We start from the raw sequence: 24,174 nt of genomic DNA on the forward strand, positions 1-24,174 counted from the left end.
AAACTTGGACATATTGGTATGGAAAGACTCATCTAAAAGATGAAAATTCGATATTTGTGTTGGAATCGGCACAAATTGACTGTTCTTCTCTTGCTGTCTCAAATACTGCACATAATTATATTCCCAATTTTTCAGCATCATATTAGCTATAAAGCGTATCGCGTAGAATTGTGATGCTATAAATGGAGAAGTTCCAGATTGCCAAAAATATAATTGTGAAGTTGGAATTCTCGCTATAAATGGTAATCGACGACTAAAGAAACCGTCTGTAGGTAATAGCATATTTTTCTTCCTATCTAATTCTTTTAAATAATCGGAAGCAAATTTTTCTTTATTTTCTAAGGTGATTTTGGAAAGATATTTAATTGTATTATAGCTACATCTGTAAAACAAATTATAAAAATTATTATTCACAGATTGCTTAGAAGAAGATAATAAAGTATTACCTAAGAGGGATTTTCTAGTCAAATAACCGACTCTTTGAAATGCATGAATATGGAATTTTTCTTGAGCCGTTTCAAGCTCTAACTCTTGACAGAGCTCTTGGCAATCTTCAATCCGAGAAAAAACACTGGCTGTCAACTGATTAAATAAAACTGTACCAACTTCATCATTGGCAATTTTACTATATTGCATCACCCAAAATAAATGATTTAAAGCTATTTTCTGTGAATCGGAAGCAGCTTCATAAAATGGAGTGCCGTACAATATTGATTGCTCTGGAAAACACCAGTATTCACTGCTGTTACTGCTATAATCAAATCCTTTTTCTAATTGTTTAATTTTTTCTGTATAGTCAGAATTTTTGTTGTTATGAAACGTTTTACTTATCACTTGTAACCGATTATTTTCTCTGCTTTGAGGTGTTTTTTTAGAAATAACCATAATATTCCTCCATTTATCTATTTCTTGGAATCCATTATTTGAGGCAGAGTTAATGATGAATAAGAAGTTGCTTAGTTATGGGATAATTTAGTTATATTTTGAAGGTCGTATTAATAGTTTCAGATGCTAGTACGCTGGGGCGTAAATAAGCCAACTATTAAACATGTCTGAAAAACCCAGAAAATCTTACTTCTTACTTCCGCGAATCCCACTTATCCCGCATTTATGCAATGCCATGAATACAATTATTCTCGAAATTTTCTACACATATAGTTTCTCTACTTTTAACTGGCTTTCCGCCGACAAATTTTCAGCCATAGCTGTTATAGTTGGGTAATCATACATTATGGTAGGTTCAAGCTCATATCCCAACCATTCTTCTAAATCACCAGTCATAATCACTACTGCGGAAGAATCTAAACCATAACGGTCAAAAGGAATTTTCAAATCTATATCTGATTGGTCAACTTGCAACAATTGTGCTAAATAAGAGACTAACCAAGCTATTATTTCTTTTTTGGTTGGTAGATTCTTATTTACACTTTCTTCGACATTGGTGAATTGAGTATTTTGAATTTCCATTGTTTAAATTTCCTGAATTTTAGTTGACTTATTTACAACTTTGTACTTTATATAACAAAGATTCAACTTCAGTCTTTAAATGGCGAAAATTAGATTTCTGACTTGGATTTTCACTCCAATCTTGCAACACTTTCAAACTGCCATTGAGAAATGCATTTTTGCAAGCATGACGCTGAATCTTACCACTAGAAGTCTTGGGAATACTGCCAGTCTTGATGAAGACAGTACTATAAACCTGTAAGCCGTGTTTTGCAGTTACAGCCTCAGAGATATCCCCAACAACCTCATAAATATTCAGCTTCCGTAGGTAAGTACGCTCTACTTCTTGAACAATAACTAATCGTTCTTGGTTGTTAACCTCTACGGTAAAAGCTGCACCAGAACCCGGTTTTAATGCTATATGACTATTTTCTACAGTCAATTCAATATCTTGGGGATAGTGGTTTTGTCCCCGGATGATAATTACATCCTTGATTCTTCCGGTGATGAATAATTCACCATCCTGTAAGAATCCTAAATCTCCGGTGCGTAGAAATGGTCCTTTAACTGTATCTGCAATGTAAGCATTGAAAGTTGTTTCAGTTAATTTTGGTTTTCTCCAGTAACCCCGAGCTATATTTCCACCAGAAACCCATATTTCCCCAACTTCTCCATAATTGCACTCGATTAAAGTCTCTGGATTAACAATCGCAATTTTTTGTTCCATCCAAGTACAACCACAACTTACAAATTCTTGGGAATCGACTTTCGATGTATCGGTGAAAACCACTCGATTTTGCCATAGTTCAGTTCCATTAACAGCACGAATAATCGGTTCTTCTGATTTCAAACCTCCTGAAACGAATAAAGTTGTTTCAGCCATGCCATAGCAAGGATAAAATGCTTGTTGACGAAAGCCGCATTTTGCAAAAGTCTCGGTGAAACGCTCGATTGTTCTAGCCCGAACTGGTTCAGCACCACTAAAAGCAACTTCCCAATTGCTTAAATCAAGACCTTCTAATTGTTCTGGTTTTATCTTTTCTACGCAAAAGTCATAGGCAAAATTGGGTCCACCACTGGTAGTTGCTTTGTAGCGAGAAATAGCTTGTAACCAACGAATGGGCTTTTGCAGAAAAGCTGTAGGTGGCATAAAAACACAATGAATACCTAAGTACATTGGTTGTAAGATATTCCCAATTAACCCCATGTCATGATACAGAGGTAACCAACCCACAAAGATTGTATCCGATGTATGACCAAATCCTTGCTGTATCATCTCTTCGTTGTAGAGCAGATTTCCGTGAGAAATCATTACTCCTTTTGGTGTTCCCGTAGAACCTGAAGTGTATTGAAGAAACGCTAACGTGTTTTTGTCTATTTGAGGATACTGCCAATCCGAGGCTTTTTCGCTGTCAATTAAGTCTGTAGTTATGTAACTTAAATTGGCTAACTCTGTTTCTGATTTTAAAGTGTTTTCAATATTATTAAAAACAGATGTAGTTGTTAAAGCAATTGTTGCTTGAGCATCAGACACAATCGCTTGCATTCGATTTCCATGATGGTTGCGTCTCGGTGGATATACAGGAACTGCAATTACTCCTGCATACAAACATCCGAAAAAAGCCGCAATAAATTCCAAACCTGGTTGGTAGAGTAAAAGTGCTCTTTTACCGTTTGCTTCCATGCTTTGCAGCATAGCAGCAATAGCTCTGGCTTTTTTATCTAACTCTTGATAAGTAATAGTTATTTCTTCTGTTTCTCCCTTGGGAAGAAAAGTATAAGCTTTATCTGACCCTTGGTATTGATTCCTGTAGCGCAGCACATCAACAAGAGATTCTGCTTTACTGAAATCTGATGAAATAATACTTGCATTACTATTAATTATATTATTATCTTCATTCCCAAAAACCTCAGGTAACTTATCTATTGGTGGGCTCTCACGGGCTTTATGATTAATCGAGACATTATCTGAATACTGCATTTTTCTTTCTCCGATGACTTAACTTATTTTCAGCTTCAACAATCATTTATTAGTTTATAAACAATGCAAAAGCTGAACTTTGTACTTATACTCAGGATTCAAATCTTGTAATTTTCACGACTCGTTACAAAACTTTATATAAAAGAAGCATCCCTGGGGAAAATTTATTTGGTTGTAGTGGGAGCGTCTCGCTCTCTATTACTGTTTTTTATTAATTTGAGGGGTTATTTAATTTTTTCTACCCTCTCTTTCCCTTCTCTATTCTTAGCCTTTGTGCAAGATTTAAGCGCACTACACATCTTATTTTCTGCAAAATTGGGATGCTCCCATATAAGGCTTTCAACTTAAACAGACTTCGCAAATTGTTGAAAGACTTTTTTGTGCTGTGCGATCGCTTTCGAAATCGATCCTCCAGCAGACATGAGACGCATTTCTCGGTTATATAGCCACAGAAGGTATTACAGGCATATTATTAGACACTAAATCTTGAAGATAAAGTGACTTGATTCTCTCAGATTTTGGTAATATTTTTTCAAAAAAATAATTCAACTTCATAGATAAATTATAGAAATATGAGGTCTTTTTTGTATTACTAGTTAAATCGGATTTATTAGATTTACCTAATAAAAGTTTCTGTGTTTTATAACCAATTTTATAAAAACAATGGATGTGAACTCGCTCTTGCTGTGCTTCATGCTCTAATTGCTCTGCTATTAATTTATAGTCTGAATCCATTGCCAAGAGTGTTCCTGCCGTAATCAAGTTATAACGCACTGTTTCAATTTCACTCTCAGCAGTTGTTTTATAGAATAAAATCCAAAATAAATGATTGAGAGCCTGTTTTTGCGTTAACGAAGCCTGTTCATATAAAGGAGTTCCATAGAATAAAGAAAAACGAGGGTCACTCCAGTAGTGATTTTTGGCTTTTTCATATTCAAAAGCTTGGGCTAAACTCTTCATTTTCTCCGTATAATCAGACTCCAAATTATGTTGATGATTTTTGGCTAATGTTTTGATAGCATTTTGTCCAGCTTTGGATGTCGCATTAGGTGTAATAGTCATAACTAATTTCCAGTAAAATTTGATGTAATGATTAACATTTAGGCTGATATACTAATTTTTAAACCTAAACAATGAGAAAGTTTTTTTTATATTTGAATATTTATCAAAATCACTCATAGGAAAGAAAGTCACATATTCGTGGATATGATGCGATTTTACTGAAGTCTTTTTAGTAAACTTAAATTCCTCACGTTATCCCCAGTTTCAGATTCAACAATTACTAGTTGATAAAACTTGCAAAACCGAAGCATCACACTGATACTCAAAATTAAAAGCCTAAAATTTCTACAAATATTTACAAAAGTTGATATTTATATTTGGCTATTTTATTATTAAATTTTGTAACTAAACTGTGAGGTTTGTGGAAAAATCCTATTTCTTAAGCTGAAAATAACTAGGTTTGTTGGTAATAATTGCAAAATGTAGGGAGTACATACATATAATGTTGAGTTATACAAGTACTTATTGGAGTAAGTTTTTAGGAACAGCTTGCATTGGTGTGAGTGTTCTTTGGGTAAGTCCAGTTCAAGCTCAAATTACTCCCGATAGTACTTTACCAAATAACTCTACTGTCAATTTACAAGGAAATACTACTTTAATTGAAGCTGGAACAAGGGCTGGGAATAATTTATTCCATAGTTTCCAAGAGTTTTCTATCCCTACTGGAACTGAAGCTTATTTTAATAATTCAGCTAATATAAATAATATTATTAAGTAGGTAGGCGTAAAAAATTATCGTTTGGATAAGACAGGGGGCAGGGGGCAGGGAGCAGGGGGAAAAAGGGTTTTAGCCTTATTTACTTTTCTCCACATAGTTTGGTTTTATTGTGCCGACTTACTTACTCGCGTTACAGGTGGTTCAATTTCTAACATTGATGGATTAATTAGAGCTAACGGTACGGCGAATTTATTTTTAATTAATCCTGCGGGAATTATATTTGGGGAAAATGCGCGATTAGATATTGGTGGTTCATTTTTGGGGAGTACTGCTGATGCAATTGGATTTGGTGAAGATAATTTTTTCAGTGCTTCCGCTCCAGAAAATAATTCATCTTTATTACAGATAAATCCCAATGCTTTATTTTTCAATCAAATTCAAGCAGCATCGATTCAAAATAATTCAGTTGCAGATGTAGGATTAAATCCATCAGGGAACTATCCCGGTAAGGGTTTGCGGGTACCGGATGGTAAGAGTTTGCTGTTGGTTGGTGGTGATGTAAACATTAATGGTGGTGGATTAGTCGCGAGAGCAGGACGAGTGGAATTAGGTGGGTTAGCAGGTTTGGGAACTGTTGGGTTAAATGTGGATGGGAATAACCTCAGTTTAAATTTTCCTTCAGGGGTAGAAAGAAGTGATATTACCCTAAGTAATGGTGCGGGTGTAAGAGTTGCTGCTGATGATGCTGGAAGTATCACGATTAATGCAAGGAATTTAGAAATGACAGGTGATAGTTTTCTATTTGCAGGGATAAACGAAGGTAGTGGGTTCCAGCAGAGTAAAGCAGGAAATATTGATATTAATGCAACGAGTGGAATTTTTCTTACAGACGATAGCGAACTTATTAATAGTGTGCAACCAAAAGCAAGGGGACAGGGGGGTGATATCAATATTCGTGCTAGTAGGTTACAAGTAAAAGGTGGAGCAAAAGTTGACACAATTACATTTGGTCAAGGTAATGGAGGAAATCTAAAAATTGAAGCTCAAGATGTTCTAGTGATTGGTGAAGGTAAAGATGTTAGGTTCCCTATCAGTGCCTTGCGTACCTCTGCACGACCAAATTCAACAGGGGATGCAGGTTACTTGAAAATTAAAACTAATACATTAACCGTGATAGATGGAGGTTTGGTGAGTGCTAGCACATTTGGTAAAGGTAATGGGGGGCATGTAACTGTTGAAGCTCAAGAAATAGAACTAACTGGTAAAGCCGAAAAAGGTCGGTTTCTTAGTGCTTTATTAGTTTCTGCACAGCCAGGATCCACAGGAAATGCGGGTGATTTATCACTCAAAACTAATACATTAACCGTGAGAGATGGAGCTGTTATCAGTGGTGCGACATTTGGTAAAGGTAATGGAGGAAATTTAACTATTGAAGCCCAAAATATACAATTGATTGGTATCAGTAAAACTGGTGGATTTCCTAGTGGCTTGCGTACTTCTGCGGAGCGAAACTCAATAGGGAATGCAGGTTACTTGAAAATTAAAACTAATACCTTAATTTTAAAAGATGGGGCACAGGTGGTTACTAGTACATTTGGTAGCGGTGACGGAGGGAATTTAACTGTTGAAGCGCAAGACTTACAACTGGTTGGTAGAAGTAAAACAGGTCGATTTCCAAGTGCCATACTTGCTTCTACGCGACCAAATTCAACAGGAAATGCGAAGAATTTAACTATTAAAACTAATACATTAATTGTAAGAGATGGGGCAATAGTAGATGCAAGTACTCTTGGTAAAGGAAATGGAGGAAATTTAAATATTACTACTAATATTTTACAGATTGAAAATGAAGCAGAGTTAAGTGTGAAAGGTTTTGGCAAAGAAACAACCGCAGGTAACTTAACAATAAATGCTAATTCTATCCGTTTAAATAATAATGCTTTACTTACTGCAGATACACGCAGTAATAAATTGGATTCACCAACAGAAGAGGCGACAATTAATATTAATGCACAAGACTTGATAATGCGCCGTGACAGTAGAATTGAAACTAATGCAAAAGGCGAAAACGTCCAAGGTGGAAACATTAATATTAATGTTGATGTTATCGCCGCTCTTGAGAACAGCGACATTAGCGCCAATTCAAAAAACTTCCGTGGCGGAAATGTCCTAATTAATACTCAAGGTATCTTTGGTACCGAATTTCGACTAGACAGAACAGATGAAAGTGATATTACTGCCACTGGTGCTAATGATGATATAGAAAACTCAAACGGTAATGTAGAAATCATTACCTCCAACATTGACCTTAACAGTGGCTTAATCACTTTAGCTACAATTCCTGTAGAAACAAAAATCGCTCAAGGTTGTAATGCTGGCAGCTCTATAGCCCAAAGTCAATTTGAAATTATCGGACGTGGTGGTTTACCGCACCTACCCACCGATGCTTTGAGTGCAGATGCGGTACAAGTTGATTTAGTAACTATCAAATCGGAAATTAATCAACCTGTTAATACAAATGTTTCTACAAAACCTAAAATCTCTACACCGAAGAAAATTGTAGAAGCAACTGGTTGGATACGAAATAAAAAAGGAGAAATATTTTTTGTTGTAGATGCGGCTAATGGTAGGCAAATTGATAATTGGTACAAAAATAATAATTGTCGCGGGTAATAAGGTGGGCATTGCCTACCGGGAGCATCCGATTTTTTCAAAAATATTATGTAGTGGTAATTTCATTTTATCAACACCCTTATTTTGTCTAAATAATTCCCTTGTTCTGGAGAATTGAAATAAATTACGATGATGCTACCCGTAAATATTAACACTAAAGCTGAAGGAATTAGAGGAATCAATACTCCTTGAGAAAAAAAAAGGAAGTAAGAAGCGAAGTATAAAATACTAATTGCACCAAAGGATGCTAATACTAAATATATTCCTTTCCGAAAGCGCCAACTAATTACACCTCCTACTAAACCCCAACTCCAAATCCATAATATTTCTCCCCAAATAGGTAATACAGATAATAATGGTCTATTATCTTTAACGGCACTCACAATTTGACTTACCATTTGTGCTTGTATAATCACTCCTGGTATTTGTTGGTGAAACTCAGATTGTTTGCTGTAAGGTGTAGAAATGTAGTCCTTATAACTTTGAGCGGTAGTACCAATAATTACTATTTTGTTTTTTACTGCTTCTGGCTTTAGCTTTCCGTTAAGAACATCTGTGAGTGTAATTCTGGGAGCAATCTCAAAAATAGAACCTTTATTATTACGGTAATTAAGTAATATTTGATTGCCTTGAGCATCTATTTTTTGATAAGGACCCATACGAGATTGCAATTGTTTAAAAACAATTTTACCCACTTTTAAATTCTTATCCGAATCGTAAGAAGCATTAATCCCTTCTTCTTTGAGATAATGAAGCGCTAACTGGGTACTGAGTGCAGAATGTGCAACGCAAGGAGATATTGGAGATGCTGGATTAATTGCTAGTAAATGACGACGTAAAACATTATCTGTATCTAAAACAACATCACTAAAACCCTGACGTTTTAGTGGAATTTCTGGAGGAGGTGCAATTCCAGGGTCTTTTGAAGTTTCATTCCTTACCTTACAAATAGCAAAAAAATTATCGCTAGTTTGCAATTTATTAACTAACTCTGGATTGAATTTTGCTGGAAAATCTCTATATATATCTAAACCTATAGTTCTTGCTTGGAATTTAACAAGTTGGTCTAAAACTTGTGCTAATGCTGTATCAGAAAGTGAACCTTTTCTTTGCTCCTGTTCTGGTAATTTTAAATCATTCTCGGTGATTTCAACTATTAGCAAACGTGAATCTTTGCTTTCAGATGGATACTGACGCATTATTGTGTCAAAAGCTTGTAATTCTGATTCTTGTAATATTCCTTTATGTCTAATTCCTAATACGCTAGCAGTTATCAATACACTTGCTAAAAAAAACACTTTTAGGGGATTATTATCAGATAATTGGGACGAATTCCAAGTCATTGGTGTAATTTTCGCCGGATGTTCGCAAATTATAGGTAAACAACTAGCACCGGGATATTCACCTTCCAATCCTTGCAATTTTTCTCTAGCAGCACGAACAGCAGTATATATTGAATTCCCATGAGAAAAAGCTAAGAGAAAATACTTGAGAAATTCTTGAGCTATTAAATCGGGTACTGGTTCCCTCATCACAATCACTTGAGGTATTTGTAAATCCTGTAATTCCCGTGCCAATCCCAAGCCATCGCAGGAATTAAAAATTGCCAATTGTAAACCGTTTTTTACGGCGTTTCTCAAAGCATATCTGAGTTCGGTAATCGTTAAACTATCACTATCGTTTATATATATCCTACCTTTATCATCTTCTGTTTTACTATGTCCTGCAAAAAATAAGATACTCCAAGGTTGATTCCATAAATGATTATTGATATCTTGACGTTGTGGCTCTACTAAAAAAGTTGTAGCCGCACCTGGTAAATCTTTTAATAATTGACGGTCTTTTTCAACATCAATACCATCACTATCACCTAAAATAGCTAAGATTTTTAATTTATTTCTATGAGATGATGTATTAATAACTTCTGTGTGTTCTAATTCCGCAACACTTAAAGTTATTTCTGCTTTAGGATAATCCTTCTCGACCAAGTCCCACAAATGCCAAGGAAGTTTTTTTAACTCCATTTGGGTAGTACGAATTAAAACCCGTATTTCATCAGATGGTGTTAAGTATTTTAGCCATTTGTCTCGAATTGGACGAAAAGATTCACTCAAAAGCCAGCAATTTAATTGCTCTTTTAATTCATAAATTGATTGATAGCAATCTCGACGACGTTTACAGATTGAACCATCATAGGAAATTTTCTTAGCTTTAATACGGGCAAATTTCCACAAACTGCGATAATTTGAATTCCACTCCTCAATTGCAGCTATCATAGTTTTATTCGGTGGTAATTTACCACTAGTTTCTGCAAAAGGGCGTTGATTCTCTGCACCAATTTCCAGTGTGACTCTAACACCTGTATTTAAATTACCATCAAGTTTGAGTACAACTAATTTTCTCATTGGTAGCACTTAGGCGATAAAGCTTTCTGTTATACTAACATCTCCCAAAGTAAGTTTCAGACTAAAACTTTCATCTAAATCATTGGAAAATTCCAATTGAATATTTTTATTATTTTCACGGGTATAGGCTTGCATGACAGCTTCCCCATCCGAGTCTAATATACTCAAAGACAAATTGGGGAACAGATAAGTTTCCTTAACTGTGGGATGAATTTCTACAATCACATCCATCTCAGCTTCATTTTCTGGTGTAGCAGTAACTATTAAGATTACTTGTTTTTCGATATTTGTTCCCAGATTAATTAATTTACTTCTACTTACTAAATTAGTTTTAGAGCTTCTAGTTGCAAAAGCCAGATTGGCTTCTGTTGTATTGAATAAAGTTGATACTTCTTGCCAACTTGTATCAATTAAATTATCAAACCATTGACTTAGATTAACAATCTTGGATTGAACTTCTTTAAAATTAGAGGTAATTACAGAAGCATCATTTGATTCTTTCTGATGTTCTAACTCCTCTAACTCTTCTAGTAAATTATCTAACGATTTGAATTGATTAATTGGTACATATTCATTGTGTATTTCTTTAATAAATCCTAATATTTTTGCTTCCCGGAATGATTCACTAATTTGTACTGCTAAATAACCAATAAGGTTTGATGAGCCACAAACTTCCTTTGAATGCAATTCTGGCGGTACGTAAACATAATTTTCTCCTTCTAATACTGGACGGCATTCTAAATAAGAATTATTCTTTAACAACAAATCAGCAATATCTAAATACATTTGGGATAAGATATTCTGGCTATCACTTGCTTCTAAATCTGTCTCAAATCCCATGAATTCTAGATATGAATTAACAAACAATACAGCGAAGGTATTGAGACGAACTTTTTCGGCTTTATTCCCTTGAGGAAAGTGACGGCAAATCTCCTCAGACTTTCTTCTCACATTGGGAGGTATTGGTCCGGAATAAGTTAAGATATCTGCTTGGCTGTTCATCATTTTAAAGTTGGTTAATACTTAATTGGGTTTACACACATTTTTTTTAAATTGGAGTAAATTTTTTCATACATCTTTGGAAAAAAATATGTAATGAATAAATTCCAATTCCCCATTCTGCGGGGATTTCCTTCCAAGACATTCCAGAATGTCTTTTTTTCTCTATTGCTTTAAAATTTGCTCTTGTTAAAGCTTCCCGGCGTTGCTTAGATGTCTTAGAATACTCTTGGGCTTGCAATGCCAGTTCTTTAAGGCATGTATTTAATTGTTGTTTTGAATCATCATTCATATCACAATTTGCATCAAAGTTCACATTTTCAGATTTAGCAATGCCTTCGATGTCCTCTGGGCTTATCGCCACTTGCTTGAAAAAATCAAAAAACCTTGCAGTTGAACTTTGTACTTATACTCGGAATTAGAAGCCCAGAAATTCTACAAACCTTTACATTTATTCACAAATAGCAATAGTGTAATCTTCTAACTTACACGTTTGTAAACCTTCACCCGCTAAGGATTTGAACTTTCATCAAATGTGCTAGTTTCATTTGTTGCTAGTGACGATAGCCACTAGTTAGGCGTTCACATCTTGCACCAAGTTTTATTGATGCAATTTAATAACTCAGTATTCAGCGTAAAATCCTAATTTACCGATAAAATCCAAGTTAAATCAGATTACTATTTGAGCAAGCCTTTTTCTTTAGATGAATTCTTCCGGGCGATCACAATCTGCTTGAAAAAACAAGCCACCCTAAAGCATTATTATGCGGGAATCCAGTTTAAGCAAGTCCCAAAATATTCATTTTGATGTTTTGCCAACTCATTAAGAATTGTTATTAAGTTGAAAAGAAAGCACTTCCAAGTCAAAATTTAGCCCTAGCGTTAAGTTTTGAAGTTTTAAATACCAGGGCTGGATATGTTATTTTTTGAATTTACCTAATATGGATGTAACTCGACATATTTACACTTTTCTGAAAAAATCGTCAACTATTACTCAATTTTTCAGTATCTCAGAAATTTTTTCAATTAGCAGTGGATAATAATCATTGATGAAGAAATGACCTCCAGGAAACATTTTTAAACAGAAATTATTATTTGTTTGTGCTCTCCAAGGTTCTAAATTTTCAACAGAAACTTTATTATCTTCTAATCCACCAAATACAGAAATAGGGCATTCTAGAGGTGGTGCATGATGATATGTATAAGTTTCTAATACTGCAAAATCTGCTCGTAATATAGGCAGAAATAATTGCATTAATTCTTTATTCTGTAATACTGCATTTGGTGTACCATTGTAATCCCGTAATTTCTCAATAAAATCGGATTCTGGAAGAGTATGAATTGGTGGTTTAGAATCTATTATTTGAGGAGCAGAACGAGCAGATATGAATAAATGCACAGGACCAATTTTATACTTTTTATACAATAATCTTGTTAGTTCAAAACTCAAGATTCCTCCCATACTATGACCAAAAAAAGCAAATGGTTTATCTAAGTATGGTTTGATTTGTAATGAGAATGATTCTATTATTGGTTCCAACCTATTTAATGGAGCCTGTTTTATTTTGCTTCCTCTACCGGGAAGTTCGATGGGACAAATTTCTATATTATTTAGAAGTTTATTTAGCCAAGGACGAAATATAGTCGAACTTCCTCCAGCATAAGGAAAGCAGAACAAACGTAAATCAGCTTTTGGATTGGGTTTAGGAAAAGTAATCCAACTGTCCATTTTTTGTGTATTGAACGTCAGCATTTATCATAACTATTTAAAAGTATAAGAACGTCATGTTAACACCTTGATTTCAGGTTAAACAATCTAGACACTCCATTCTACTCAGGTTAAAAATCTAAAAATTACATGATTGTTTACAAATATTTATATTTCAATTTTGCAAATATCCATCTTCCATACATATAATTCTATCGGCGATGTCTAAAATACGGTTATCGTGAGTTACAAGCAGTACCGAACAGCCTTCTTCTTGAGCTAAATGCTGAATTATATTGACTACATCTCTACCTGATTTACTATCTAGGGAAGCGGTGGGTTCGTCAGCTAATACTAACTTTGGTTGAGTTACCAAAGCTCTTGCTATAGCAACTCTTTGTTTCTGTCCTCCAGATAATTCTTCTGGGTAAAAATCGACTCTTGAACCTAAACCCACTGATTCTAAGATTGCTACACTCCGTTTTCTATATTGGGATTTGGGGATTTGGGGGTGCAATTTTAAGGACATTCGCACGTTACTATAAGCGCTAAGACAATTAAGTAAATTGTGGTGTTGAAAAATATAACCGATTTGATTGCGTAGTTTGGTTAGTTGTTTTTTGCTTATACCTTGCAATTCTTGACCGAGGATTTTTAGACTACCTTCTTGTACGGAACGCAAACCCCCAATTAAAGATAATAAAGTAGTTTTACCACTACCAGAAGGGCCTGTAAGAATAATGATTTCTCCAGAATTAATTTCTAAACTAATGTTATTTAAAACAGGTTTACGTAGCTTTTCTTTGCCAAAATAATGATTGAGATTGTTAACAGCAACTGTATAATTCATAATATCGAACGTGGACTAAATTGATGGCTCTGATAACACGGATAATTGGTGAATAGCAAATAACAACTAATCACTCACTACTAACAACTAATTAAAATACATCAGCAGGGTCTGCGGAGCGAAGTTTATTTGTGGCGATCGCACCGGATAGGGCACACATGATTTGAGTTAGAATAAATACTTGGATGCCTACGGTTAGTTTCATTGTTAAGGGAATTTTGGTGAGGCTGGCTAATAGTTGATAAAGCCCTAATGATGCAATAAAACCGGGAATAAATCCCATAATTCCGAGAATAATTGCTTCGGTAATGATGACGTTTAATAAAGAAATATCGCTGTAACCCATTGCTTTAAGGGTGGCATATTCGCTTAAGTGGTCGTTGATATCGGAGTAAAGTACTTGATAAACGATAATTACACCAACCAGAAAACCTACTATAGTACCGAATGTTAAAACCACACCATTGGGTTCTGACATTTCAAATTCTTGTTCTCTTACAATTAATTCTTGACGAGTATAAACTTCTACTCCTAAATTATTGAGAAAATTAGCACGTAGGGTTGCTTGTATGGCTTTTAAATTTGCTCCCTTATCCAACCTAAGTACACCAATCGCAACTTGATCGAGCTTTTCTCCTCCACTACGCTGAGCATAATTCCAATCGCTCATAATGACGTTACCATTATTGGACAAAGAACTACCCATATTAAAAAGTCCAATTATATAGGTACGACGATTTCCCATTATCGTTGTGATTTCCTGTTTTCCATTTATTAATTGCGGAATATCACCAAATGAATCTTGAGAAAATCTGTCAAACAATACTGTATCTGGTACATTTAATTTTGTGATTTGTTGATTAACTTCACTCAGATTAAATACCGGTGGTTGAGCAGGATTAATAGCAATAATTCTAACTTCGCTGGTAAATGCTTCTCCTTGTTGTTTTGAGTCATTAGTTTTTGATAGCTCTTGAGGATTTACCCAATTGGCGCTACTGATATAAATAGGACTTACTGAAGCTACACCATCAATTCCCCCAGCTTGGTACATAACAGAGCGAGGAAAAGACATTCCCCATCTCAATGTTGGACTGAAGGAAGACACCAAAAATAAATCTCCAGCCAAACTTTCATGTAGTTTAGTTGTACCTTCAGTTAACATTGAAAGCAAACCCATCTGAGTAAACATGAGAATATTGGCAAAACAAACTCCTGTAGTTGCAACTGCAAGCCGTACTTTTTGATGTGATAATTGTGCCCAGGCTAAGGGAGTCTCTAAATTTTTTAGAAAAGTAAGTTTCATTGTTAGTTGTTAATTATTAGTTGTTATTTGTTATTTGTTAAGAAATCAGTGTCATAAGTGTCATCCATTTAATCCGCGATCAATCGTGCATTTTTGGTTGATTCAATATCAATTTTCACTCTTACCTGCATTCCGGTAAAAGCAGCTATCTTTTTGCTATCTTCGGAGTTGATACGGACTTTTACTTCTACAACACGAGCATTTTTATCATTTTTGGGATTATTTTGACCCTGTTCCAAACTAGTTTGACCTATTTGTAATCCTATTTGCTCTACAGTTCCTTTTATTTCACCTTTGAAACCGCCATATTCACTGTTTATAATTGCATTTTGTCCTAAATTGATTTTGGCGATATCAGTTTCGTTAATTTCTGTAACTACGTACATTTGTTTAGTTTGTCCGAGTTCGGCGATACCTAAATCGGTGTTAATCTGTTCACCAACACGGGTGTTAATTCTCAAAATTTGTCCCGCTATGGGTACTCGTACTTTAGAGTTATCTAATTCGGCTTTGCGTTGTTCTACTTGAATTAAAGCTTGTTCTAATTCGGCTTTAGCAATTTCTACATCAACGGGACGAACTTCAAGTAATTCCTGTAAATTCGCTTTTTCTTTATCAATTTGTGCTTTAAGGGTAAGTTCGGTATTTTCTAAGTCTGCTTTATTTTGATTTAGAGTTGCTTGTGCTTTCTCGTATTCCTCCCGAGCATTATCAGCTTGAGATATACTGATTGCTCCTTCTTCTAATAAAGCAAGATTGCGTTGATACTGAACTTTTGAGTTACGTATAGTCGCTTTAGCTTGAGCAACTTTAGCTTGTTTTAGTTTAGTTTCACTTCTGATTCTGGCTGACAATTCAGCAATTGTAGCTTTTTGTGCCGTTATTTCAGCTTTTTTTACATTCCCCTGCTGAGTTTTTAATAATTGCGCTCGTTTGATGGCTACATTTGCTAAAGCATCTCGAAGTTGTTGTTCGGCTCTTTCTTTTCCTTGTAAAATTGCAATTACTTGATTCGCTTTAACAAAATCCCCAACTTTGACTAAAATTTGATTAACCCGACTATCACGAGCATTTAATACAGAAATTTTAATCACATCCCCTTTCGGAATCAATCTTCCTATGGCTACTACCCGAGTTTGAGCTACATACCTAATAGGTGCGGTTGTGGATTTGGGAATATCATTACTCTGTGCTTTCAAAGAGTCGCAAGCCGTACAAACACTTAAAATACCTGCTAAAGCTAAGTAATAAAATTTTGGATATCGCTTTTTAAACATAGTTGATACCAATAATAATTAAGAATTAGCAATCAATAATTAGGAATTAATCAACAATTATCGGTGCAATCAGTGAAATCCATTTCATCAGCTAAATGGTATGCATCAGGTAAATCACGTTCTACTCTTCTCAGGGGAGCATACTGATAGGCAATAATAGTGACTAACATAGTTAATATTCCCAGGATGATAAACATCAAACCAATACCCCGACCGGGACCGGTTCCGATGATTTGTCCAATACTTCCAGCAAGAGGACCATTAGCTGTCATTAAAGGTTCAAATATTCTGTCAGCTAGGGGACCTGCAACAAGATAAGCTAAGGGTAAGGAAGCACTACCGATAGATTCATTAAATGAAAAGACTCTTCCTTGTACTTCGGGAGCAACCTTTTTTTGAAAAATAACTTGAGCAGAACTAGTGACGAAAGGAATTCCCATAAAAAATAGAAAAGCAGCTAGGGTAAGTAGAGCAACGGAAGGATGAAACCCTGCAAGCATCATGGCAAATCCGTTAGCAAACATAAAGCTGAAAAGTATGTTGATATAATTTTTTCTTCCACCTCCCCAAGTGATAATAATTAGGCTTCCCACTAGGGTCCCCACACCACCGATGGACATGATTGCACCAAGTTGAGCTGTGGAAGCAAAGGAAAGTATGAGGGGATATGCAAGTATGGTAAGTATTCCAGTAAGGAAGTTGTTAACGGTAACAAATAATAATAGGCCTACCAATCCAGAACGAGTTTTTAGATAATGGAAACCGAAAGTTATTTGTTGGAGTAGTGAGGTTTTATTCTTTTCTTGCTTATGTTCGGCACCTCGTCTTAATTTGTGGTTGGGGAACCGAACCAGGAATAAGGTTGTTACAGCAAACACAAAACTTGCTAGATCTAAAGCTATAATTCCGGATAAATTTATAATTCCCAGGAGTACACCGGCTAAAATTGGAGAAAGTAATTCTCCTAATGCTTCTGATAGTTCATTCATTCCACTTGCACGAGCTAAGTGTTTTTTGGGTACCAGCAAGGTAGTAGCAGCAGTAAAAGCAGGAGCTTGGAATGCATTACAAATTGAACTTACAGCATTTGCGAGGTATATATGCCAGATTTCGATTTTCCCGGTGAGCAGCAAAAAGACCATAACTAAGCTACTTAAAGCTGCACCTAAATCGCTGAGAATCATTATCCAACGCCGATTCCACTTGTCAACCAAGACACCAACAAAGGGTGAAATTAGCACGTCGGGAAGAGTTGTAAATACAAATAGAAAGGATAGTTGGGTAACCGAACCACTATGTTGATAAACCCAAACATCAAGAGCAAAGTTGGTGAGATTTGAACCTAAAACGGAGACTAGTTGACCCAACCAGACAATAATAAAGACGGACATCCCCGTTTTTTTGAGTGTTTTTAACATTTGATTATTATTAGAGATGGGAGTGAGTGAGGTACTCGATTTATCAATGGGGTAATACTTTTGACTTTTGACTTCCTCGAAGTCGTAGGGTGCTGTGATACTTTGATTGATTTTCAAGGTGATGATAAGAAACCTTTAGTGTCACGCACCAACGCACTTTCAGCAGATAATTGAGTAAGTTCTGTTTATTTAGAATTCACTTGTTTTTGTTGTTCTTCTTCTAATGAAATCCTTGTTTGCTCAAGAGACTTTTGCAATGTTTGAGCTAGTACCTTGACATTAGGCTCATTCAGCATTGAAATGTGATTACCGGGGACAGTATGGATTTCCACCTCTCGTTGGGAAAGTCGATTCCAACCCAATGCTGCTTTTTGCAATTCTAAAAGACGTTCGCAATCTTTTTCCCCTGAATCTGTTTCTTGAGCGCAGAAAAGTGCGATCGCAGTGGGTTTAGTATTTTGCGGTACGTAATCAATTTCAATTTGAGATTGAGTTCTGTAAACTTGTAGTAAACCGCGAACTAGTTTGATATCGGATTGGGGAGGTAAAATACCAACCATTTCTAGCTGTTGTTTGAAATAGTTGAGTTGTTTTTCTGGTGGGATGGAAGCTAGAGTTTCATCGGAAATCTGTAGATTTGTTTCAAACAATTCTTCAATCATTGGAACAAGTTCGTTTATCCACCTTGAGTCATCATCCCGATTTAACTTGTCATCTTCATGGTTGACTTCGGTAGTTGGTGGATCGCTATCTAAAATAGCAATGTATGCAATTTCTTCCCCTTGATTTTGGAGTTGTTGAGCCATTTCAAAAGCAACCGTACCTCCAAAGGAATGACCCCCTAAGTAGTAAGGACCAACTGGTTGAATTGACTTAATTGTTTTAATATAATGGTCTGCTATTTCTCCAATGCTTCCTAGGGGTTCGGTTACACCATCAAGACCTAGTGGTTCTAAACCGTAGAAGGGTTGATTTTCAAGATATTGTGCTAAACCTTGGAAACACAAAACATTTCCTCCTTCTCCCCCAACAAAGAATAAAGGTGGTAATGAACCTTTTGGTTGAATTGGTACTAAGGAAGACCAAAGGTTTTCAGATGAAGCAGAATCAATAGTAACCGCTAGTTCTTCAATGGTAGGAGTTTGGAATAAAGTAGCTAAGGGTAAATTTACTTCTAAATGTGTCTGGATTGCAGATATTAAACGAACAGCAAGAAGAGAATGACCTCCCAAATCAAAGAAGTTGTCTTTAACTCCTATGGGAGTAATACCAATCACGGATGACCAAATTTGAGTTAGTTCAAGTTCTACAGCTGTACGTGGTGGGATATATTGATTTTCTCGTTCAATGATATCCACATCTATTGTCTGTAGTGCTTTACGGTCAACTTTACCGTTAGGTGTAAGTGGTAGAGCATCTAAAGTAACAAAAGCACTAGGAACCATGTATTCTGGTATCTGTGACTTAAGATAATCCCGTAGTTCCTTATTAGTCAAAGATTGTTCAGTAACAACATAAGCAACCAAACGTTTATTACCAGAAAGTTCCTCAATAGTAGTAACTACAGCTTGGTTTACTTGTGGATGAATATTAATGGCAGCTTCAATTTCTCCCAGCTCAATACGAAAGCCCCTAACCTTAACTTGGTTATCAATACGACCAAGGAACTCAATATTGCCATCAGGTAAATAACAACCGAGGTCACCGGTTTTATAAAGTTTTGCTTCCGGATTGGAGCTAAAAGGATTTGCGATAAATCTTTCACTAGTTAATTGGGGACGATTAAGATAACCCCTGCCAACACCAACCCCACCCACATAAAGTTCTCCCGGTACTCCTATGGGTACTGGATTGAGGTGAGCGTCGAGTATGTAGATTTGTGTATTTGCGATTGGTTTGCCGATGGGGATGGTGTTGGAATTTAATAACTGGGAATTATCACCAAAACGAATTGGATAAAGAGTTACATCATCGGAACATTCAGCAGGACCATAAGCATTAAGTAAAGGAATTGAAGGATAATACTTAAACCACCAATGCATCAAATTAGCATTAAAGGCTTCACCAGTAACCGACAACCAACGTAAGTGAGATAAATTCTTCGCTCCCCAATGGTCACAAATATCAAGCATTGTAGCCAGTAAGGAAGGAACTACCTGTACTACAGTAATTTCTTCAGCTTCAATTTCTTCAAAGAATCTACTTGGTTCTTGGATGATTTCATTTTGAATCACCGAAACCCTACCACCAACCAGCAAAATGGTCAAAATTTGCCATACAGATATATCAAAGCCAATCGGAGCAGTTTGGGCAATAGTATCTGTAGCTTTGAGTTCAAGAGTATCAATCATTGCATAGCAGTGATTCACACAACCCCGATGCTCAATCATCGTAGCTTTGGGTTTACCTGTGGAACCTGATGTGTAAATGACATAAGCTAAGTTATTTGGATTAGTTTTATTTACTGGGTTTGAGCAACTAGCTGTGGATGCAAATTGATTATCGTCAATCAAAACTAGCTTAGTTTCATTAGTTGGTAAGCAGTAAATTAGGCTAGTTTTGGTAATTAAAATTTCGACAGCAGCATCATCAAGAATATAATTAATTCGTTCCTGGGGATAATTGGGGTCAACAGGAACATAAGCAGCACCAGCTTTGAGTACAGCTAAAACACTGACAACCATATCAATAGAGCGTTCCAAACAAATCCCCACCAATACTTCCGGTTTAACACCAAGACTTTGTAAATGATGCGCTAACTGATTCGCTCTTTGATTTAATTCGATATAACTTAACTCTTCCCCTTCAAAGCTTACCGCAACAGCATCCGGTGTTTTCTCTACCTGTTTCTCAAACAATTGATGAACGCATTTATTAGTGGGATAATCCATTGCAGTATTATTCCACTCAGTTAACAACTGACGACGTTCTTTTTGACTGAGTAAAAGTAACTCATTGAGTTGTTGCTGGGGATTATCCGCAATCGAACACAAAATAGTTTGCAAATGTCCTAACATTCGCTCAATGGTATCCCCATCAAAACAATCAGTATCGTAACCAATATTCATCGACAACTGCTTAGAAGCAGCCACAGTTAAAGTCAACGGATAATTAACACGCTCAAAACCTTCACCTTCATTCAACTCCAAAGGACAAATATCATTCAATTCAGAGGTGTCAAATGAATTATTCTCAAACACCAAAATACTATCAAACAAAGGAGTTTGAGCCGGGATTTCGCTAATCGCTTGAATTTCCACTAGGGGAGTGTAAGAATACTCCTGCAACTGGATAATTGAGTTTTGTACTTGCTCCATCCAAGCAGTCAAAGACATTTGAGGAGATACTCGTACCCGCAACGGTAAAGTATTGATAAACAATCCTACCATCTCCTCAACCCCAGACAAATCACCAGGACGACCAGAAACAGTTACACCAAATAATACATCATCTTCACCACTATAACGACTTAATAACAAAGCCCAAGCAGCTTGGACAATAGTTGATACAGTTAGGTGAGATTTTACCGACAAATCCTGTAACTTTTGACTTACTTTCTCCGATAAACGTAAACCAATTTGACAATAATCCGAATCGTCTGCTTCAATTTGAGATTGTTTCTTATCAACAACTAAGGGAGTCGGAGCGCTAAAACCTTGTAAAGTATTTTGCCAAAATGATTTTGCTTTTTCATCATCTTGTTGATTCAACCAAGTAATGTAATCTTGGTAAGGACGTGGTGAAGGTAAATGTAGAACTTCACCAGAAACAGAAGTCTCGTAGAAACTTAAAACTTCTTTGAAAATAATTGATAAACACCATGCATCCATGAGGACGTGGTGATAATTCCAGATAAATTGGTAACTATCTTCAGTTAATCTCACCAAAGTACAGTTCATCACTGGAGCTTGATTGAAATTAAAACCTTGTTCTCTATGGGTTTGCAATAAATTCTCTAATTTCTGCTGCTGTTCTGTCTGAGAAAAGTTTATCCAATCGAGATTTTCAAAAGGTAATTTAACTTGTTTGAGAACAACTTGTAAGGGAATTTGACGATTTTCCCAGATAAATAATGTCCGTAGAATCGAATATCTATCTACAACTTTATGCCAAGCTGATTTAAAAGCAACAATATCTAAATTGCCTTTTATATTTAGGGATGTTTGTTCAAAATACACTCCACTTTCTGGTGCATAAAAGCTGTGGAATAACATCCCTTGCTGGGTGGGGGAAAGAGGATAAATAGAAGAGATATTTTTTAGATTGGTTTGATTGATTGTCTTGATTGTTGTTAATAATTCATCCAGTTCTAATTGATTCAAGCCTGCATCGGGAAAATCGCTTGGTGTATAAGCCAGACTTGATGGTAACTGACAGTGTTCGATGATTGATTTAAGAGCAACAATATAGTTTTGTGCTAAATTTTCTACGGTTTCTGAATCATGAACTTTGCTGCTGTAAGTCCAATTCAGTTGTAAACAGCCTTCTACGACTAAACTATTAATCTCTAATAAGTATTCGCAATTTTGTTTGGGACTTTCATTATCTCCTATTGATTCTGTACCAAATTTCCAATCACTTTCTGATTGTACTTGGTCAAATTGTCCTAGGTAGTTAAAACAAATTTCTGGGGTGGGTGTTGTTTGTAATTGCTCTGTTTGTGGGCTAGATTCTCTTAAATAACGTAGAATTCCATAACCAATACCGCGATTTGGTATTGCTCTTAATTGTTCTTTGATTGATTTGATGACATCGGATATTTTATTTTGATAGCCTTTGGATAGTTGTAATAATACTGGGAATAAACTGGTAAACCAACCTACAGTTCTGGATAAGTCTACATCATCAAATATTTCTTCTCTTCCGTGTCCTTCTAAGTCAATGGCTATTGTTGAATTCCCTGTCCAATTAGAACATGAAATAGCTAGGGCACTTAATAATATATCGTTGATTTGAGTGTTGTAAGCTTCATTTACCTTCCCTAATAAAGCTTTGGTTTCTGATTGATTTAATTTGACGCTATAGTTAACTGCTGTATCAATTATATTTGATTGTTTCTGTGATGGATAATCTAATGGTAATGGTGTTATTTCATTCCAAGGTTGGTTACACCAATATTCTAATTCTGTTTGAATTGCGTCTGAGTTGGCATATTGATTTAATTTTTGTGCCCAATCAATAAATGCTGTGGTTTTTGCTTCTAGTTTTACTGGTTCTTGATTGATTAATTGTTGATAAATTGTTTGTAGATCTGATAATAATATTCTCCAAGAAACACCATCTATTACTAGGTGATGAATGATGATTACTAACCGTCCATTTTCGTTTTCACCTAATTTAAATAATACCGCTTGTATTATTGGTCCGGTGGATATATTTAAACTTGCTTGGTATTCTGCGGCTATTGTTTCTATCTGTTGCAGTTGTTCAAATTGGGGTGTTGATGATAAATCAATTACATTAAATGGTACTGTTGATTCAAGTCCATAATTTATTTGTTGATGTTCTGATAGTGATGGGAATTTTAAACGTAAAGCGTCGTGATGACTTATTAATTTAAATAGGGCTTTTTCTATTAGTTCTGGTTTGGTATTTGCAGGTATTTGTAATATTACTGATTGGTTATAGTGGTGAGCTTCTACTTTATTTTCTGCTAGGAACCATTCTTGAATTGGTGTGAGTGGTGCGCTTCCGGTTACTGTTCCTTGGTTACATTCTACTGCTGTTACGCTTCCTGCTACTCTTGCTAGTTCTGCGATGGTTTGATGTTGGAATATTTGTTTTGCACTAATTTGGATTCCTGCGTTTTTGGCTCTTGATACTACTTGGATGCTGAGGATTGAGTCTCCACCGATTTCAAAGAAGTTGTCGTTGATGCCTATTTTTTCTATTAATAGTAGTTCACACCAAATTTCTGCTAGGGTTTTTTCTATTTTTGTCCCTGGTTCTATGTACGGGTTTTCTCGTTCTTCTAGGTTTGGTGCTGGTAGTGCTTTTCGATCTATTTTTCCGTTTGGTGTTAATGGTAGAGTATCTAAGGTGACGAAGGTACTGGGTACCATGTATTCTGGTATTTGGGTTTTGAGGTAGTCTCGTAGTTCTTTTTTGGTTAAGGATTGTTCGATTACTACGTAGGCTACTAAGCGTTTATTACCGGGATGCTCTTCTGTGGTGATTACTACTGTTTGAGTTACTTGGGGATGAGTATTGAGTGCTGCTTCTACTTCTCCTAACTCGATACGGAATCCCCTTACTTTGACTTGGTTGTCGATGCGACCTAGGAATTCTATGTTTCCATCAGCTAGGTAGCGTCCCAAGTCTCCTGTTTTGTAGAGTTTTTCTTCTGGGTTGGAGCTGAAAGGGTTTGCGATGAATCTTTCACTAGTTACTG

12 protein-coding genes and 2 pseudogenes are annotated in these 24,174 nt (G+C 35.8%); 1 reads left to right on the forward strand and 13 read right to left on the reverse strand.

Features of this window, described 5'->3' with window-relative positions; translation table 11 throughout:
- The 4 genes and pseudogenes from CALSC_RS19400 to CALSC_RS19415 form a co-directional block, all read right to left on the reverse strand.
- Positions 1 to 885: pseudogene (locus CALSC_RS19400) on the reverse strand (hypothetical protein); the annotation flags it as partial.
- Positions 886 to 1,146: 261 nt separating this feature from the next.
- The gene (locus tag CALSC_RS19405; RefSeq protein WP_088242930.1) at positions 1,147 to 1,467 is read right to left on the reverse strand and encodes an acyl carrier protein; all 321 of its coding nucleotides are present in this window, start codon (positions 1,465 to 1,467) and stop codon (positions 1,147 to 1,149) included.
- A gap of 28 nt (positions 1,468 to 1,495) precedes the next feature.
- Positions 1,496 to 3,427, reverse strand: coding sequence for a fatty acyl-AMP ligase (locus CALSC_RS19410; protein WP_088242931.1), 1,932 nt, complete (start codon positions 3,425 to 3,427; stop codon positions 1,496 to 1,498).
- 438 nt (positions 3,428 to 3,865) lie between these two features.
- Positions 3,866 to 4,489, reverse strand: a complete 624-nt coding sequence (locus CALSC_RS19415) for a hypothetical protein (protein ID WP_088242932.1) — start codon at positions 4,487 to 4,489, stop codon at positions 3,866 to 3,868.
- 442 nt (positions 4,490 to 4,931) lie between these two features.
- Between CALSC_RS19415 and CALSC_RS19425 the strand changes: the two are divergent.
- Positions 4,932 to 7,820, forward strand: a pseudogene (locus CALSC_RS19425) (two-partner secretion domain-containing protein).
- A 62-nt stretch (positions 7,821 to 7,882) separates the two neighbouring features.
- Here the strand turns inward: CALSC_RS19425 and CALSC_RS19430 are convergent.
- The 9 genes from CALSC_RS19430 to CALSC_RS19470 all read right to left on the reverse strand — a co-directional run bounded on the left by CALSC_RS19430 (position 7,883) and on the right by CALSC_RS19470 (position 24,100).
- A complete protein-coding gene (locus tag CALSC_RS19430; protein WP_088242942.1) occupies positions 7,883 to 10,225 on the reverse strand; it encodes a CHASE2 domain-containing protein in 2,343 nt (780 codons plus the stop codon).
- A 9-nt stretch (positions 10,226 to 10,234) separates the two neighbouring features.
- On the reverse strand, positions 10,235 to 11,230 hold the full coding sequence (locus tag CALSC_RS19435) for a DUF1822 family protein (RefSeq protein WP_235006861.1): 996 nt from the start codon (positions 11,228 to 11,230) through the stop codon (positions 10,235 to 10,237).
- 43 nt (positions 11,231 to 11,273) lie between these two features.
- A complete protein-coding gene (locus CALSC_RS19440; RefSeq protein WP_088242936.1) occupies positions 11,274 to 11,588 on the reverse strand; it encodes a hypothetical protein in 315 nt (104 codons plus the stop codon).
- Positions 11,589 to 12,218: 630 nt separating this feature from the next.
- Positions 12,219 to 12,953 carry a thioesterase II family protein gene (locus CALSC_RS19445; protein WP_235006862.1) on the reverse strand — a complete coding sequence of 245 codons (735 nt, stop codon included), beginning with the start codon at positions 12,951 to 12,953 and terminating at the stop codon, positions 12,219 to 12,221.
- A 154-nt stretch (positions 12,954 to 13,107) separates the two neighbouring features.
- Positions 13,108 to 13,782: a DevA family ABC transporter ATP-binding protein gene (locus CALSC_RS19450; RefSeq protein ID WP_088242938.1), complete on the reverse strand. Its 675-nt coding sequence runs from the start codon at positions 13,780 to 13,782 to the stop codon at positions 13,108 to 13,110.
- A 91-nt stretch (positions 13,783 to 13,873) separates the two neighbouring features.
- On the reverse strand, positions 13,874 to 15,088 hold the full coding sequence (gene devC / locus CALSC_RS19455; protein ID WP_088242939.1) for an ABC transporter permease DevC: 1,215 nt from the start codon (positions 15,086 to 15,088) through the stop codon (positions 13,874 to 13,876).
- Between the two features lie 68 nt (positions 15,089 to 15,156).
- Entirely contained in the window at positions 15,157 to 16,365 is a 1,209-nt protein-coding gene (locus CALSC_RS19460; RefSeq protein ID WP_088242940.1) for an HlyD family efflux transporter periplasmic adaptor subunit, read from the reverse strand.
- Between the two features lie 50 nt (positions 16,366 to 16,415).
- Entirely contained in the window at positions 16,416 to 17,900 is a 1,485-nt protein-coding gene (locus tag CALSC_RS19465) for an MFS transporter (protein WP_327331610.1), read from the reverse strand.
- A gap of 68 nt (positions 17,901 to 17,968) precedes the next feature.
- A complete protein-coding gene (locus CALSC_RS19470; protein WP_327331611.1) occupies positions 17,969 to 24,100 on the reverse strand; it encodes a non-ribosomal peptide synthetase in 6,132 nt (2,043 codons plus the stop codon).
- Positions 24,101 to 24,174: the final 74 nt, after the last annotated feature.

The organism is Calothrix rhizosoleniae SC01, from assembly GCF_900185595.1.
Classification (GTDB): Bacteria; Cyanobacteriota; Cyanobacteriia; order Cyanobacteriales; family Nostocaceae; genus Calothrix_A; species Calothrix_A rhizosoleniae.

Coding starts and splice junctions, on each gene's coding strand:
- CALSC_RS19450 (WP_088242938.1), bottom strand. CDS start 13,782: ATGAATTATACAGTTGCTGTTAACAATCTCAATCATTATTTTGGCAAA.
- CALSC_RS19460 (WP_088242940.1), bottom strand. CDS start 16,365: ATGTTTAAAAAGCGATATCCAAAATTTTATTACTTAGCTTTAGCAGGT.
- devC (WP_088242939.1), bottom strand. CDS start 15,088: ATGAAACTTACTTTTCTAAAAAATTTAGAGACTCCCTTAGCCTGGGCA.
- CALSC_RS19430 (WP_088242942.1), bottom strand. CDS start 10,225: ATGAGAAAATTAGTTGTACTCAAACTTGATGGTAATTTAAATACAGGT.
- CALSC_RS19435 (WP_235006861.1), bottom strand. CDS start 11,230: ATGATGAACAGCCAAGCAGATATCTTAACTTATTCCGGACCAATACCT.
- CALSC_RS19405 (WP_088242930.1), bottom strand. CDS start 1,467: ATGGAAATTCAAAATACTCAATTCACCAATGTCGAAGAAAGTGTAAAT.
- CALSC_RS19415 (WP_088242932.1), bottom strand. CDS start 4,489: ATGACTATTACACCTAATGCGACATCCAAAGCTGGACAAAATGCTATC.
- CALSC_RS19445 (WP_235006862.1), bottom strand. CDS start 12,953: ATGGACAGTTGGATTACTTTTCCTAAACCCAATCCAAAAGCTGATTTA.
- CALSC_RS19410 (WP_088242931.1), bottom strand. CDS start 3,427: ATGCAGTATTCAGATAATGTCTCGATTAATCATAAAGCCCGTGAGAGC.